Here is a 15145-nt window from a genome sequence, read left to right on the forward strand (position 1 = left end):
CACGCGCGATCAGCGCCGGGCTTCGCACATGAACCTCGTCATCCGCAATCTGTCGGACCAGCTCGTCACCATCGTGCGCGAGCGGGTGCTGGCCGGCACGGTCCCGCCCGATCAACCCATTCGTCAGGACGCGCTGGCGGCCGAACTCGGCATCAGCAAGATTCCGCTGCGCGAGGCACTGGCGCGCCTCGAGCAGGAAGGGTTGTTGCGTTCGCAGGCCAATCGCGGCTTCTTCGTCCGCGCGCTCAGCCGCGAGGAAGCCGAAGAAGTCTACAGCGTCCGGATGCGGCTCGAGCCCGATACGATGGCGGCGGCATCCAGCCAGGCGACCGATGCCGAGCGCACGCTGGCGTCCGATCTGTACGACAAGCTCCATCAGGTGACCGACCAGGGCGGCGAGGGCGTGGGCGCGTTCAACCGCGCCTTCCACCTCGCCCTGCTGAAGCCCAGCCGCCTCGCGCTCACCGTCAGCATCCTCGAGCGCGTGCACGTGCTGTCCGAGCGCTATGTGCGCAAGCACCTCGAACCGCTGGGCCGCGACGATCGTGCGAACGAGGAGCATCGCGATATCCTCGAAGCGTGGCTGACGCGCGATCTCGACGGACTTCGCACGCTGACCGAACGCCATATCGGCAAGACGATGGACGATCTTCGGCAACAACTCGCCGCAGCAGGCTGACCGGCGCCAAACGGCTGCCGGGGATCGCGATCAGGAAGGGGACCGACGATTGTGAGCACCCGCATCTGGGGACCGATCAAGCCGATCGGCGGCGATCAGCACAGCTCCGAACACCGGCTGCGCGCGACGCTGTCGTGGCCGCACCTGATCGCACTGGGCATCGGTGCGATAGTCGGTACGGGCATCTATACGCTGACCGGCGTCGGTGCCGACCGTGCCGGTCCCGCGGTCATTCTCGCCTTCGCCATCGCCGGCGCGGTATGCGCCTGCGCGGCGCTCGCCTATGCCGAGATGGCTACGCTGATCCCCACCGCAGGCGGCGCCTATGCCTATACCTATTCGGTGGCGGGCGAGACGCTGGGCTGGATCGTGGGCTGGAGCCTCATTCTCGAATATTCGCTCGCATGCAGCACCGTGGCGGTCGGATGGTCGGGCTATCTGGTCGGATGGATCCAGTCCGCCGGTGTCGAGCTGCCCGCGCTCCTGCTCACCGGGCCGCATGCCGGCGGCCTCATCAACCTGCCGGCGGTGCTGGTATCGCTCGCGGTGGCGGGCCTGCTGATCCTCGGCACGCGCGAAAGCGCCACGCTGAACATCGTCCTCGTCGTCATCAAGCTGGTGGCACTCGCCGCCTTCGTCGCGCTGACGCTGCCCGCATACGACGCGGCGAACATGCAGCCCTTCATGCCCTATGGTTTCGCCAGCAGCGAAGTCGATGGAACGACGCGCGGGGTGATGGCGGCGGCGGCGATCGTGTTCTTCGCCTTTTACGGCTTCGACGCGGTGGCGACCTCGGCGGAAGAGGCGCGCAATCCCGGACGCGACCTGACGATCGGCATCATCGGGTCGATGCTGGCATGCACACTGATCTACATGGCCGTCGCGGTGTCGGCGGTCGGCGCGCTCGATCACCGCGCGCTCGCCAATTCGGCCGAGCCGCTGGCACTGGTGTTGCGCACGCTCGACCACCCGCTCGCCGCATGGGCGATCGCGCTGGCGGCGCTGATCGCGCTGCCGTCGGTCATTCTCGTCATGATGTACGGGCAGAGCCGGATCTTCTTCGTGATGGCACGCGACGGTCTGTTGCCGCGTGCCCTAGCAACGGTATCCACGCGAACCGGGGCACCGACGCGTATCACCGCGATCACCGGCGTTTTCGTGGCGATCTGCGCAGGGTTCTTCCGGCTCGACGAGATCGCCGAGCTTGCAAATGCGGGCACGCTCATCGCGTTCATCGCGGTGGCGGCGTGCATGATGATCCTGCGCCGCCGCGCGCCCGAGATGCCGCGCATCTTCGCATGTCCGGCGCCCAACCTCATCGGCACGCTGGCGATCGTCGGATGCCTCTATCTGCTGTTCAGCCTGCCGACGGCGACGCTGGTACGCTTCGCCGCCTGGAACGTGATCGGGGTAGCCTTCTACCTTGCCTATGGCCGCCGCCGCAGCAAGCTCCGGACCGAGCCTGGTCAGACCGAAGGCGCCGCCGGCTAGTCTGGGCTATGGCGTCGCAGGTCGCGTCTGCGCAACAAGGATTGCGGCGGCTGCACTGCATTCTGGAATGACATTCGGGTCGCCGGGAGCCATTACCCGAAGGCACTTCGTCGCGACCGTTCGGCAGGATTGATGCGCTCGCCGAGCCGTGCTCGGCCGGACCGACGACGGAGGCCAACACGTGGCGGTAAGGTACGCCGATCGGAGAAGACGCCAATGATCAGGTTCTTCTACAACATGGCGCCCAACCCGATGAAGGTGGCGCTTTTTCTCGAAGAACTGGGCCTGGAATATGAGGCGATCCCGGTCGATACCAAGATCGGCGAACAGCATAGTGAGTGGTTTCGCGCGATCAATCCGAACGGGAAGGTCCCGGCGCTGATCGATGGCGAGGCCGTGCTCTTCGATAGCAATGCAATCCTTCTCTATCTCGCCGACAAGCATCGTAAATTTGTGCCGGACGACTCCCCCCAGATGCGCGCGCAACTGCTCTCGTGGCTGATGTTCGTTGCCACCGGTGTCGGCCCCTATTCGGGCCAGTGTGTCCATTTTCGCCTCTTCGCTCCGGAACGGCTGCCGTACCCGATCAAGCGCTACGACTATGAGGCGCGCCGCCACTGGCGCATCGTCGACGAGCGGCTGGCGCAAACGGGCTACATGGTGGGCGCCGACTACTCGATCGTCGACATGGCCGTCTGGGGTTGGGCGGCGCGGATTCCTGCCATGCTGGCCGACGAGAACGCGATGGACGAGTTCCCCAATATCGCCCGTCTCATGAAGGAAGTGGACGCCCGCCCCGCGGCTGCAAGGGCGCGGGACATCGAGCGCAGACACAGCTTCAAGAGCGAGTTCGACGAACAGGCGATGCGCAACCTCTATCCGCAGATCTTCTCACCCGAGCCCCGCCAGGGCTAGAAGTTCGCGCGAGGCCAGGTACCCCGCTAATGGGCTCCCCGACCGCGCATCACCGCTGCGCTGATCCTACAGCAGATTCTCGATACGAAACGGCATCTCGCGCAGACGCTTGCCCGTCGCGTGATAGACGGCGTTGGCGACCGCGGCGGCGCAGCCGGTCATCGCCACCTCGCCCAGACCTTTCGCGCCGAGCGCATTGAACATGTTGTCGGGCTGGTCGACGAACGCGACGTCGATCTCGCCGATATCGGCATTCACCGCGACGACATAATCGGCAAGATCGTTGTTGAGCCATCCCCCATAGCGCGGGTCGACCTCGGTCGCCTCGCGCAGGCAGGCGCTGATCGCCCAGACGACGCCGCCGCGCACCTGGCTCGCGGCAGTGCGCGGCGAGATGACGCGGCCGCAATCGGCAACGCTGACCACGCGCGGCACGCGGATGCGGCGCGTGCGCGGCTCGACATGCACCTCGACGAAATGCGCGATGTAGCTGAAGCTGGTGAACTGCGGATAGACCGGGCCGGATACGGCCATCCCGCCCTGCCGCAGCCGTTCGACCTCCTTCGCGCCCTGCCCCGGCCCCGTCGTCGTCACCTCGACCTGGATCGAGGGGCGGCGCACCGTCGCAAGCTGGCGGTGCAGATTGCCCGCTGGCGGCGTGCGACCCGCCAGCAGATCGGCCATCGCCGCCTTGGCGCTGGCGGCTGCGCGCTCGGCGGCGATCACCGCGCTCGCGGTGCCCCAAGAGCCGGCAGTGACATGCTGCGGCGCGACCGAGGTATCACCGATCGCGATCTCGAGCCCCGCCGGATCGATCGCGAGTTCGCGCACCAGCACCTGCTCGATCGTCGAGCGGATGCCCTGCCCCATCTCGTGCCCGGCAGCGGCGAACCGCGTCGTGCCGTCGGCGCCAATGCGCAGCGTCGCGATCGTCGGATGGACGTTGGCGGGATAGGCGCCGCAGCCAACGCCCCAGCCGACTTGCGTACCGTCGGGCCGCACCGTCGCGCCCGCCGCGAGCGGTCGCTTGTCCCAACCGAAACGGCGCGCACCCTCGGTGAGGCACTCGTGGAGGAAATGCGTCGAAAAGGGCTTGTCGTCGATCGGATCGCGCGTCGCGCGATGCTTCAGGCGAAAGGCCAGCGGGTCGATACCCAGCTTCACCGCCATCTCGTCGACCGCGCTGTCGAACGCGAACGACGAGGGGTGCGGCGTCGGCGCGCGCATATAGCCGGGCGCCTGCGTATCGATGCGAAGGTTCGCCGCCGTCCCGTGATAGTCGGCAATGCCGTACATCATCGGCGGCGATTCATGATAGGCGGGCGGGAACTGGCCCTGGCGCGACTGCTGCTGGTCGGCATCGTAGCGCACCGCGATCATGCGGCCTTCGGCGTCGGCGCCGATCTCGATGCGGTGGCGGTTCTTGGGCCGAAAGGTCGCATTGTGGAAGATCTGCCCGCGCGGCACCACGAGCTTGACCGGGCGACCGAGCAGCATCGCCGCGCGCGCGACGATCGCCGTCTGGCGCTGTGCGCCGCCCTTCTGGCCGAAGCCGCCGCCGATCTGCGGGCTCTTTACCACGACCTGATCGGCCGAAAGGCGCAGCGTGCGCATCAGCGCGCCCTTGGCCATGTTGCTGCCCTGCGTACCTTCGTACACCGTCAGCACGCCGCCTTCCCACACCGCCGTGGTCGAGAGCATCTCGATCGGGTTGTGGTGCTGCGCGGGGCTGACATATTCGGCCTCGTGGCGCGTGACGGCGCGCGCCATCGCCGCATCGGCATCGCCGCCCGTCGACGGCTCGACCGGCTGCGGCTCGACACCGTCGCCCTCGATCGTCGCCACGAAGGCCATTGCCGCATAGGTCGGGCGGATCGCCTCGGCGCCCTCGATCGCGGCCTCGAGCGTCTCGGCGACCACGAGCGCGACGGGCTGGCCGCGATAGGCGATCTGGTCGGTGATCGTCGGCGGTGGCGGCGGTCCGCCGGCCCCACCCGCGGGCGGTGGCGGAAAGTCGCTGGCGGTCAGCACGCGCACCACGCCCGCAACGCGCATCGCCGCATCGACCGGCACTGATCGCACGCTGCCCTTGGCGATCGTCGCAGGCACCAGCATCGCGTACAACAGGCCCGGCACCGCCACGTCGGCGGCGTACTGCGCCTGACCGAGCACTTTTTCGCGCGCGTCGACGCGCGGGCGATCGGGGAAAGGCGCGCTGGTCATGCGGTGGTCCTCTTCGCGGCGATCAGCAACGCGTCGGCGACGGTGCGCTGGGCCAGATCGATCTTGAAGCCGTTATGCCTGCCCGGCACCGCGCCGGTAAGCGCCGCGCGGCCGGCGGCTGCGGCGGTATCGGGCGTGAGGCGCTGGCCGGCGAGCGCGGCTTCGGCCGCCGTTGCGCGCCATGGCCGCGTCGCGACCCCACCGAGCGCAATGCGTGCCTGCCGCACGGTATCGTTGTCCATGTCGAGCGCGACCGCCGCCGAGGCGAGCGCGAACGCATAGCTCTCACGGTCGCGGATCTTGTGATAGGCCGATCGGCGCCCCGCGCGCGTCTTGGGCACGACGATCGCGGTCACGATCTCGTCGGGCGCGAGCGTGAATTCGAGGTGCGGCGTGTTGCCGGGCAGGCGGTAGAGTTCGGCAACGGGCAGCGAGCGCGTGCCGGCGGCGCCCAGTATCTCGACATAGGCATCGAGCGCGACCAGCGCGATCGGCCAGTCGCCGGGCGATACCGCGGTGCACGAAGCGCTCTGGCCCAGCACCGCCTGACCCCGATCGAGCCCGCCGATCGCCGCGCAGCCCGATCCCGGCTCGCGCTTGTTGCACGGATAGGTCGTTCCTGCCGACGTGCCGCCAGCACCATTGCGGAAATACAGGCAGCGCGTGCGCTGGAACAGATTGCCACCCACCGTCGCCATGTTGCGCAACTGCTGCGACGCGGCCTTCGCCAGCGATTCGGCCAGCACGGGATAGTCGCGCAGCACCGTTCGGTTGGTCGCGACCTCGCTCATCGGCGCCAGCGCGCCGAAGCGCAGCCGATCGCCGCCGGTCTCGATCGCGTCGAGCCCGCGGATCGCGGTCACGTCGATCAGATGTGCCGGCCGCTCGATGTCGAGCTTCATCAGATCGTAGAGCGTGGTGCCCCCGGCGATATAGCGCGCGCCTTCGCCGGCAGCGGCGAAGGCCGCGACGGCAGCTTGCGCGCTGTCGGGGCGGGTATAGCCGAAGCTGCGCATCAGACCCGCCTTCCCTTCTTCGCCACGTCCTCGATCGCCGCGACGATCCCGGCATAGGCGCCGCAGCGACAGATGTTGCCGCTCATATATTCGCGGATCGTCGGACGATCGGTGGCGTTGCCCTCGCGCACGCAGGCGACCGCCGCCATGATCTGGCCGGGCGTGCAATAGCCGCATTGCAGCGCGTCGTGATCGATGAACGCCTGCTGCATCGGGTGCAGTGCGTCGCCCTCGGCCAATCCCTCGATCGTGGTCACTTCACGACCGTCGGTTTTCGCCGCCAGCGTCAGGCATGAAGCGACGCGCCGCCCGTCTACATGCACCGTACAGGCACCGCACTGGCCATGATCGCAGCCTTTCTTGGCGCCGGTGAGCCCCAGCCGCTCGCGCAGCAGATCGAGCAGCGAGGTGCGCGGATCGATCGTGACCGGCGCCGCACGCCCGTTGACGATCGGCCGGATGGCCAGCGTCGCGCCCGCTCGCGGTGGCGGCGAAGACTGCACGGTGGCTTCGACCCTCTCGGCATCGAGCAGCAACAGCGCCGATCCCACTGCCACTGTCCCGCCGATCGCCGTGCGCCGCGTGACGCCTGCGGGTGCGCCACCTTCTTCTTCGTTCATCGTGCCGGTTCCCGGTCGTCGTGCCGATTCAGAATGGATCGGCTCGTATGCGCTGCAAGTTCGCGTGCGATCATCGTTCCCCATCGCCGGCGCGATAGCAAGGGCGCGGATGCTGCCGCGAAGATCATGCGCGTCATTGCGGGGGAAAGCGGGTTTCGGAATCGCCCATTTGCCAGGGCGGCAGCCGCACCATCGCGGCATCGAAGCGATCGGAGGCCGTCAGCCGGTCGAGCCAGTCGCGCAGATGCGGCAGATGTTGCGCGTCGAACCAGGCGCGGTCGATGGCGGCGAACTGTCTAACGAAGGGCATGATGGCGGCGTCGGGCAGGCGCATCGCGGCGCCGCACAGATAAGGGGCCTGTGCCAGACTGGCGTCGAGCGGGCGCAGCAGGTCGATGCAGGCCGCCCGATCGACGGCAGGGTCGCTGCCGTGGCGATCGGGATATTTGGTCCGGTCGAGGTGATATTTGAACCGCGTGTCGTTGACTTCGATCAGCCGATCGCCGTCATGATCGAGCCAGTGTTCGGGATCGCTCAGCGCAAGCGACCAGCGCACGATGTCGAGGCTCTCGTCGATCACGCGGCCGTCGGGGAGCACCAGCACCGGCACTGTCGCCTTGGGCGATGCCGCAAGCAGTTCGGCGGGTTTCGCCGCAAGCTTTACTTCGCGGATGACGCTGACCGTTCCGCTCGACAGGAGCGCCAGCCGCGCGCGGATCGCATAAGGGCAGCGGCGGAACGAGTAGAGGACGGGAAGGCGCATCGCAGCACGATAGGCCCGCGGGCGAGCCAGTGCCACCGCCGGTCCTGAACCCTAGAGCAGCGGTCGCTCACCATGATGCAGCAGCGCCGGGATGACCAGATCCTCCTCGTCGTCCAGATGGCGCTGGAGCAGATCGATCAGCGTCCCCGCCGCGCCGACATAGCCATCGACCGCGCCGCGACAGTCGACGCCGGGCGCCGCCGTCGCTTCGAGCAGCTTTCGCGCGTGATCGACGGTGGCGACGAGCCGCTCCTGGATCAGCGCATGGTCCGCCTCGAGCAGATCGAAGCCCGCGACGAGCTTCGGGTCGAGCTGCCGGAACTTGGGGAAATAGGCGTGGTCCTCGATGCGGTGATGCTGGTCGAGATGCTGGAGGAACCCGTTGAGCCGTGGGACGAAGGCGCGGCGGAACGCGGCGGCATCGATGCGGCGCTCACGAAACGCATCGACTACTCGCGACACCTCGTCGCCTTCGTGACGAAGGGCGGCGTGTACGCCCAGCCAGAAATCGGCGAGCTGACCGAAGCTCGCATGCGTGCGCCACCCGTCACGCGGATACTGGCGGCGCAGGACGGCGATATCGTCGGAGACGCCCACGCGTTCGCCCAGAAGATCGGATGCCGGCACTGCTTGCTTCATCGGCCACGGTATAACAGGCGGCTCGCGGCGCGCGTATCGCAAATGCAGCCGCTGACCGGCCCGGCGCTATTTGCCGCGAAGCGCGAAATCGACCTGGATATAGACGTCCGAGCGTGACGTGCCGACCATCATGCCCGGCGCGGCCACGGGCGGCGGGGCTGCGACCGGCGCGGCCTGCGCGGTGACACGCGCGTCGCCCCCGCCCTGCTCGATCCTCTCGGCACCGCGCAGATAGGTCTGTCCCTGCATCCCGCCTGCGTCGCGGATATAGAGCACGCGGCCGACCTCCATGCCCGCCGCCTCGGCATAGGCCTCCGCCCGCGCGCGCGCCGCCCTGTAGGCATCGGCATAAGCGAGATTGGCGGTCGCCTCGGGATCGGTCATCGACAGATTGGGCCCGCTGACGATGTTGGCTCCCGCCTCGGTCACGGCGGCGACCGCGTCGCCTGCCTTTGCGGGTTGGCGCATGGTGACCTCGACGACGTTGGCGGCCTGGAACTGGCCGCGCTGCGGCCCATAGTCGATGCGCTGGACGTTCACCGTCCGCGTCTGGATATCGCGCTCGTCGACACCGAGTGTCCGCAGCGCGGCGACGATCTCGGCGATCTTCTCCCCGTTGGCGACGCTCGCCCCGCGCGCCGTGCCGGCGCGGGTTTCGATGCCGGCCTGAAACTGGGCGCGATCGGGCCGCGCTTCGGCCTGGCCGCTCGCGCTCACCGACAGCAACGTCTCGCTCCTGTCGATCCCGCGCGGATCGGCAGCGCCCTCGCCGCACGCGGCAAGCGCGAGCGGAGCCAACAACACTGGCAGGCGATGCAATACAGCCATGAAAGACCTCCTCGAACCGGGTCCGCTCGTGATGACATTTGCGTTGTTTATGCGCAACTTGGCCGCGCCATCCGCCAAACCGCGCTGCTAACCATCCCGGCGCTATCTTTATCGCCGCAAACGCCTATCGGTATTTCCGATGCACAGAAACGCTTCGCTGCCTGCCGAGCATCTCCTCATCGTCGGTGCCGGGTTCTCGGGAACGCTGCTTGCCATCAACCTGCTGCGGCACGGCGGCCCGCGCGTGACGCTGGTCGAGCGGCGGCGTGCGCAGGTTGCCCGCGGCGTTGCGTACAGCGCAGCCGATGACAGCCATCTGCTCAATGTTCGCGCCGGCAACATGAGCGCGTTCCCCGACGACCGCGACCATTTCGTCCGCTGGCTCGCACTGCATGACCTTGGCGATGCGCGCAGCTTCGTCCGGCGCACGACCTATGGCCGCTATCTGCGCGAACTGCTCGAGACGGCGCGACGGTCGGCGGGCGATCGTCTCACGCTGGTCGACGGCGAAGTGGTAGCGCTGGAATACGCCGCCGGCACGATCGAGGCGCGCCTCGCCGACGGTAGCGCCGCCGTCTTCGATCGTGCCGTGCTTGCCCTCGGCAACCTGCCGCCGCACGCGCCGCCGGGCATCGACGTCGACGCATTGCCGGACGACCTCTATTGCGACGACCCCTGGTCCGCCGACATCGCCGAACGGCTGACGGCGGACGACGAGGTGCTCCTCCTCGGCACTGGACTGACCGCGATCGACGCAGCGCTGTTGCTTGAGCGGCGCGGTTTTGCGGGGAGGATCACCGCCATGTCGCGGCGGGGCTTGCGGCCGCGCGCGCATGACGATGCGCAGCCCCCCATCGATCCGCTCTCCGAGAAGCCCGCGCGCCGGCTTTCGCGGCTGGTCGCAGCAGTGCGCGCGCGAACCGAGGCAAGCGGATGGCGCGGCGCGGTCGATGCGTTGCGGCCCGTGACGCAGCTGATGTGGTCGGGCGCCGATATCGCGACGCGCCAGCGCTTCCTGCGGCACCTGCGGCCCTATTGGGACGTCCATCGCCACCGCCTCGCCCCGTCGATCGCGCAACGGCTCGACGCGCTGGTCGCGGAGCGCCGCCTTGCCTTCGTCGCCGGCAAGCTGGTGTCGGCTTCGCCCGAGGGGCGGAGCTTGCGCGTCGCATACCGGCCGCGCGGCGGCAACGCGCTGGTCGAGCGAACCTATCGCCGCGTCGTCAACTGCACCGGGCCGCAGGGCGATCTGCTGCGTTCGCGCGAACCGCTGCTCGGGCAGTTGCTTGCATCAGGCCTCATCCGCCCCGATGCGCTGCGGCTCGGGATCGATGTGGACGCCGCGACGCACGTCATCACGCGCGATGGCGAGCCACATCCCACGATCCACGCGATCGGGCCGATGACGCGCGGCGCGCATTGGGAAGTCGTCGCCGTCCCCGACATCCGCGTGCAATGCTGGTCGCTCGCCCGGCTGCTCGCCAATGCGCACTGGGTGGGCGGCGAGGGCCTTTGACGCCGCCGCCACCCGCTCCGAACGGTCAGAACTTCACCCGCGCACGCACACCATGGGTCTGCGCGTCGTTGAGGAAGCGGATGTTGAGCGACGAGCCCACCAGCGCCTTGAGCGAGGCCTGCTGATCGGTGAAGTTCGCCGCCCACGCCTCAAGCCGGTAGCGTCCTCGACTGCGGGCAAGCGTAAGCGGTCGCGATATCAGGACGCTCGCCGAACCCCTCATAGGCGCTTCCCCAGCGATCGTCGCGCTCCACCGCCAACGCCGGCGCGGAGGTCCGTTTAAGCCCGATCACGGGAATCTCGCGAGCCTAAAGCCCAAGCTGCTCGCGGTCTACGGTGGCCGCAACCAGTTCGGCGCGCGCGGCCGAGCGGCGGAACTCGGCGTCGAGCTGCCGCAGGCGCGCGTCAGCGGCGCTTTCCTCGCGCAGGTTGACGACGATGAAGTCGCTCGCGCCGAGCTCGAAGCGGCGGCGCTCGGCCGCTGCCATGCGGTCGGCAAGCGCGGTTTCGTCGGCGGCGAGCGCCACCAATCGATCGGCGGCCGATGCCTGGATGGCGAGGCCGTTGACCTCGACGAGAATCTGATCTTCGACGAGCTTGCGGCGCAGGCGCAGCCCGTCGGCCTCGGCTGCCGCCTCGACGATGCGCCCGCGCGCCTGGCGCCGTTCGAGCGGCAGCGAGAAGCGCAGGCCGACAATGCCCTCGGCTGGATCGCGCGAGACGCCGCCGAGGCCGATCGGGCCAATATCCTTCGCCGCCTCGGCACGCACGTCGAGCCTCGGGCGCAAATCATTCTCGGCGAGCAGCCGCCGCACTTCGACTTGATCGAGCCGGACGAGGATCGCCTCGAGATCGGGCCGCTCGATCCGTCGCGCGAGATCGGGCCCGAGCGCGGGCAGGCGCAAGGCGGGGAAGCCCGCAGGCAGCCGGCTGGCGGGCGGCTGTACGGGCTCGCCATCGGCACCGCGCAGGAAGAACGACAGCGCGTTCGCCGCGCTCGCGAGTTCCTGCTCGGCACGCACGAGCAGCGTCTGCCGCCGCACGATGTTCTGGCGGTTCTCGACGCCCAGAATCTGCGGGCGCGCGCCAAGCGCAATGAGCCGCTCGATCGACTGCTGCCGTTCGGCAGCCAGCGTCAGCAGGTCACGATAGACGCCGACGCGCATGCCGGCGGCGACCCAGTTCTGATAGGCCTCGATCGCGCGGCGCTGCACGCCGATCGCCACCATCTCGCGGTCGAGCCGCGCGATCGCGATATCGCCGCTGGTCAGCCCCAGCCGCGCGCGCCGCTCGTCGATCAGCCGGTCGCGCATCAGCGCGAAAACGGCGCCGACCTTCACCTCGCCCAGCCGGTTGGTGAACGCCTTGTCCTCGTAGATCGGAAAATCGCCGCGTGACACGCGGTAGCCACCATAGAGGTAGCCGCCATTGGTGGTGAGCGGGCGCGTCGCCCTCCCCTCGACGATCGTACCGTCGTAATAACCGAGCAGCCGCGACTGCGCATCACCCTCGAACAGCAGGTCGAAGGCGCCTTCGGCCGACAGCCGGCGCCCATCGGCCTGGCGTTCGCGCGTGATCGCCTCGAGGATCGCCGGCGCGTGCGTCGCCGACGAACGCAGCACCTCGTCGAGCGACAGCGGCTGTGCTGCGGCAGGCACCGCCACGGCCAGCGCGACAAGCGCGACGAGCAGGCGGATCATTTCTTCACCTTGACGACGGGATCGGGGCCCGGCCCCTTGGCGTCGTCGGCAGGGCGACGGAACTCGAGCGGGAAATCGTTGAGCTGGCGCCACAATTCATAGCCGATGCTGACCGTCTCGCCCTGGATCCAGCCGCGCACCTTGCCGCCCAGACGGACGAAATCGGCGTCGGGCCAGCCGGGCTTGCCGGGCATCGGTTCGACCAGCACGCGAAACAGGCCGGTGGTCTGGGCCGAGGGGTCGATCGAACGGACGCGGCCGTCGAACATGCCCTGCGCGATCGAGGGCCAACCGCTGAACTGGATTGCGGGCCAGCCCTCGAACGCCAGCCGAACCGGCCGGCCGGGGCCGATGATCGCGATATCGCGGCCATCGACCATCAACTCGACCACGCGCACCGGCGTTTCGGGCGCCAGCGTCGCGAGCGGATCGCCCGCCGCGACGAGCGTGGCACCCGCCGCGGCGTTGATCGACTGGATGCGCCCGTCGCGTGGCGCGCGCACGACCTGCGCCGACTGGCGGTTGAGTGCCACGTCGACGCGCGTCAGCTTCGCGCGCGCCTCGGCCACCTTGGCACGCTGATCGGCAACCTTGATCTGCGTGGCTTCGTAATCGCGGCGCGCGGCCAGCCCCTCAGCGAGCAGTTGCGCCGAGCGGCCGACATCAAGCTGCGACACCGCCATCGCCCGCTCGGCGGCGTCGATCTCGGCGACCACCTGCGCGCGCTCGGCGGCGAGGCGCGCGAGCAGATTGGGATCATTGTCGACGATGCGCGCGATCGGCTCGCCGCGCTTCACGAGGTCGCCGTCGCGCACATACCAGCGCTCGACGCGGCCGGGGACGAGCGCGGTCACGTCCTGCACGCGATCCTCGGGGTTGAGCGCCGCCACCTGCCCCGCCCCCGCCGAGGTCTGCACCCAGGGCACGAGGAAGAGGATCGCCGTGACGACCGCAATGCCCGCCACCACGATCCATGCGAACACGCGCGTGGTGCGTGGCGGCCGGATGCTCGCCAGCGTCGGGAAATGGCCGATATGGTCAGGCCGGAAGGGCATCGAGGCCTCCTTGCGCGGCGAGGGTCACGAGCTCGGCGGGGTCGTCGCAGCGTTGCTGTTCGCGCTCGCCGATCCACAGCGCACCGTCGCGCGTGAGCCCTTCGGGCCGGCGCGTGAACTGCAACACCGTCGTCTCGCCACGCAGCATCGCCAGCGCCCCTTCGATCCGTGCGGGCGGCAGCAGGTCGTAGAGCGGTGAAAGCAGCAGCACCTTGGGGCGCGCGAGTAGCGCCGAGGCCAGCTTGAGTGCCATCAGCTCGCCCGCCGAAAGCGGCCAGCCCGAGCTCGACAGCACGGTATCTAGGCCATCGGGCAATCGCCCGACGCGTTCGGCAAGCCCCACCGTCTCGAGCACGTCGACCATGCGCGCACCCTCGCCCGACGCGGCGAGCGACAGATAGTCGCGGATCGTCATCTCGACGAAGCTCGGGCGGTTGAGCGCCATCACCTCGGCGCGCAGGCGATACCGGTCGAACGCGGCGATGTCGCGCCCGCCGATCAGCACAAGCCCGCTCGCGGGTGAATGGTGGCGCTTGAGCAGCATCGTCAGCGCACGCTCGACGGCGGGATCGGCGACGACGGCGAGCTGTTCGCCAGCGGCCACGTCGAAATCGAAGAAATGGTCGAGATGCTCGACGCGGCGCATGCGGATCGCGCCATTGGCCGGGCCTTCGCCGTCGCGGCGCTCGCTTTCCTGCGGCACTGCCCAGAACATCGAGAGCTCCTCGAGGCTCGCGGCAAGATCGTAGAGCGTCTCCAGATAATGCCCGAATTGCGAGATGCCGTAGAACACGCCCGACAGGATGAGCTCGGCAGCGACAAGCTGGCCAATCGAAAGCTGGTTCTGGATGATGAGCCAGCCACCCAGTGCCAGCAGCGCCGCGCTGGCGATGGCGTAGACGAGCAGCAACGCCAGCGTCTGCGCGAAGGTATAGCGGAAATGGCCGCGATGCGCCGCCACGAACGCCGCCGTCACGTCCTCCGAACGATCCATCGCGAAGTTCAGGTGGCGGCTCGACTTGTAGAAGCCGTTCGATCCGCCGAGCGTCTCGAGCCAGTGCGCGGCGGCATGCTTCGCATGGCTCTTGGCCACCGCGCTGCGGATCGCGCCCGAGGCCCATAGCTGCCAGATCAGCAGCAGCACGAGCACGAGCACCGCGTTGAAGGCGAGGAAGAACGGGTGGTAGAAGCTGGTGACGACCAGCCCCACCATGCCTTGCAGCACGATGGTGAAGCCGCCGATGAGCAGGCTGGGCAGCGCCTTTTGCACCGTCACCAGGTCGAAATAGCGGTTGAACAGGTCGGCGCGGCGCGCATCGGCGAAGAACGGGTTCTGCGCCTGCACCGCGCGCAGCGTGATCTCGGCGACGACGCGCGCGAACAGCCGCCGCTCGAACAGCGCCAGCAGATGGATGCGGAATGCCGCGAGGATGCCCGCGAACAGCAGCAGCAGGAACAGGATCGCCGACAGCGTGAACAACGGCGCGGGCAGCGCGGTGTTGGCGACCGAGTTGATAAGCAGCTGCACCGAGATCGGCGTCGCCAGCGACAGCAGCGAGATCGCCACGCCATAGATGACGGCCAGCCACACGAACGCCTTGTCGGGTGCCAGTACCAATCGTGCCCAACCTGCGAATGCCCGCACCCCGGGCCGCGCATCTGCCATCGTCAATCTCCCCGAAGGCGGCCTATCTGCGGCG

At 68.5% G+C, this 15145-nt stretch carries 14 protein-coding genes; 4 read left to right on the forward strand and 10 right to left on the reverse strand.

All coding sequences use genetic code 11. The features are described from left to right. Positions 1-28: 28 nt before the first annotated feature. The 3 genes from FBR43_RS13245 (at position 29) to FBR43_RS13255 (ending at position 3085) form a co-directional block, all read left to right on the forward strand. Positions 29-679, forward strand: a complete 651-nt coding sequence (locus FBR43_RS13245; RefSeq protein ID WP_136943548.1) for a GntR family transcriptional regulator — start codon at positions 29-31, stop codon at positions 677-679. A 51-nt stretch (positions 680-730) separates the two neighbouring features. Beyond that, the gene (locus tag FBR43_RS13250) at positions 731-2170 is read left to right on the forward strand and encodes an amino acid permease (RefSeq protein ID WP_136943549.1); all 1440 of its coding nucleotides are present in this window, start codon (positions 731-733) and stop codon (positions 2168-2170) included. A 216-nt stretch (positions 2171-2386) separates the two neighbouring features. Beyond that, the gene (locus FBR43_RS13255; protein ID WP_136943550.1) at positions 2387-3085 is read left to right on the forward strand and encodes a glutathione S-transferase family protein; all 699 of its coding nucleotides are present in this window, start codon (positions 2387-2389) and stop codon (positions 3083-3085) included. 66 nt (positions 3086-3151) lie between these two features. Here FBR43_RS13255 and FBR43_RS13260 read toward each other — a convergent pair whose 3' ends face one another. From FBR43_RS13260 to FBR43_RS13285, 6 genes are all read right to left on the reverse strand, one after another. Then, positions 3152-5308, reverse strand: a complete 2157-nt coding sequence (locus FBR43_RS13260; protein WP_136943551.1) for a xanthine dehydrogenase family protein molybdopterin-binding subunit — start codon at positions 5306-5308, stop codon at positions 3152-3154. Continuing rightward, positions 5305-6324, reverse strand: coding sequence for an FAD binding domain-containing protein (locus FBR43_RS13265; RefSeq protein WP_136943552.1), 1020 nt, complete (start codon positions 6322-6324; stop codon positions 5305-5307). The genes FBR43_RS13260 and FBR43_RS13265 overlap by 4 nt, the downstream gene beginning before the upstream one ends. Continuing rightward, positions 6324-6944 (reverse strand): (2Fe-2S)-binding protein, encoded by a 621-nt coding sequence (locus tag FBR43_RS13270; protein WP_136943553.1) that lies wholly within the window; start codon positions 6942-6944, stop codon positions 6324-6326. The genes FBR43_RS13265 and FBR43_RS13270 overlap by 1 nt, the downstream gene beginning before the upstream one ends. Positions 6945-7077: 133 nt before the next feature. Further along, entirely contained in the window at positions 7078-7707 is a 630-nt protein-coding gene (locus FBR43_RS13275) for a glutathione S-transferase (protein WP_136943554.1), read from the reverse strand. A 51-nt stretch (positions 7708-7758) separates the two neighbouring features. Continuing rightward, positions 7759-8346, reverse strand: coding sequence for a hemerythrin domain-containing protein (locus FBR43_RS13280; protein WP_136943555.1), 588 nt, complete (start codon positions 8344-8346; stop codon positions 7759-7761). A 66-nt stretch (positions 8347-8412) separates the two neighbouring features. Next, positions 8413-9174, reverse strand: a complete 762-nt coding sequence (locus FBR43_RS13285) for an SIMPL domain-containing protein (RefSeq protein ID WP_136943556.1) — start codon at positions 9172-9174, stop codon at positions 8413-8415. Between the two features lie 139 nt (positions 9175-9313). Between FBR43_RS13285 and FBR43_RS13290 the strand changes: the two genes are divergently transcribed. After that, positions 9314-10690: an FAD/NAD(P)-binding protein gene (locus tag FBR43_RS13290; RefSeq protein ID WP_136943557.1), complete on the forward strand. Its 1377-nt coding sequence runs from the start codon at positions 9314-9316 to the stop codon at positions 10688-10690. A 25-nt stretch (positions 10691-10715) separates the two neighbouring features. On the opposite strand, the gene FBR43_RS13295 is transcribed toward FBR43_RS13290, so the two are convergent. The 4 genes from FBR43_RS13295 to FBR43_RS13315 all read right to left on the reverse strand — a co-directional run bounded on the left by FBR43_RS13295 (position 10716) and on the right by FBR43_RS13315 (position 15111). Further along, positions 10716-10913, reverse strand: coding sequence for a hypothetical protein (locus FBR43_RS13295; protein ID WP_136943558.1), 198 nt, complete (start codon positions 10911-10913; stop codon positions 10716-10718). Positions 10914-10998: 85 nt separating this feature from the next. Next, positions 10999-12390 carry a TolC family protein gene (locus FBR43_RS13305; protein ID WP_136943559.1) on the reverse strand — a complete coding sequence of 464 codons (1392 nt, stop codon included), beginning with the start codon at positions 12388-12390 and terminating at the stop codon, positions 10999-11001. Continuing rightward, on the reverse strand, positions 12387-13445 hold the full coding sequence (locus tag FBR43_RS13310) for an HlyD family secretion protein (RefSeq protein WP_136943560.1): 1059 nt from the start codon (positions 13443-13445) through the stop codon (positions 12387-12389). The genes FBR43_RS13305 and FBR43_RS13310 overlap by 4 nt, the downstream gene beginning before the upstream one ends. Beyond that, the gene (locus FBR43_RS13315; RefSeq protein WP_136943561.1) at positions 13429-15111 is read right to left on the reverse strand and encodes an ABC transporter transmembrane domain-containing protein; all 1683 of its coding nucleotides are present in this window, start codon (positions 15109-15111) and stop codon (positions 13429-13431) included. The genes FBR43_RS13310 and FBR43_RS13315 overlap by 17 nt, the downstream gene beginning before the upstream one ends. Positions 15112-15145: the final 34 nt, after the last annotated feature.

The sequence above is a fragment of the Sphingomonas baiyangensis genome (genome assembly GCF_005144715.1).
GTDB lineage: Bacteria > Pseudomonadota > Alphaproteobacteria > Sphingomonadales > Sphingomonadaceae > Sphingomonas > Sphingomonas baiyangensis.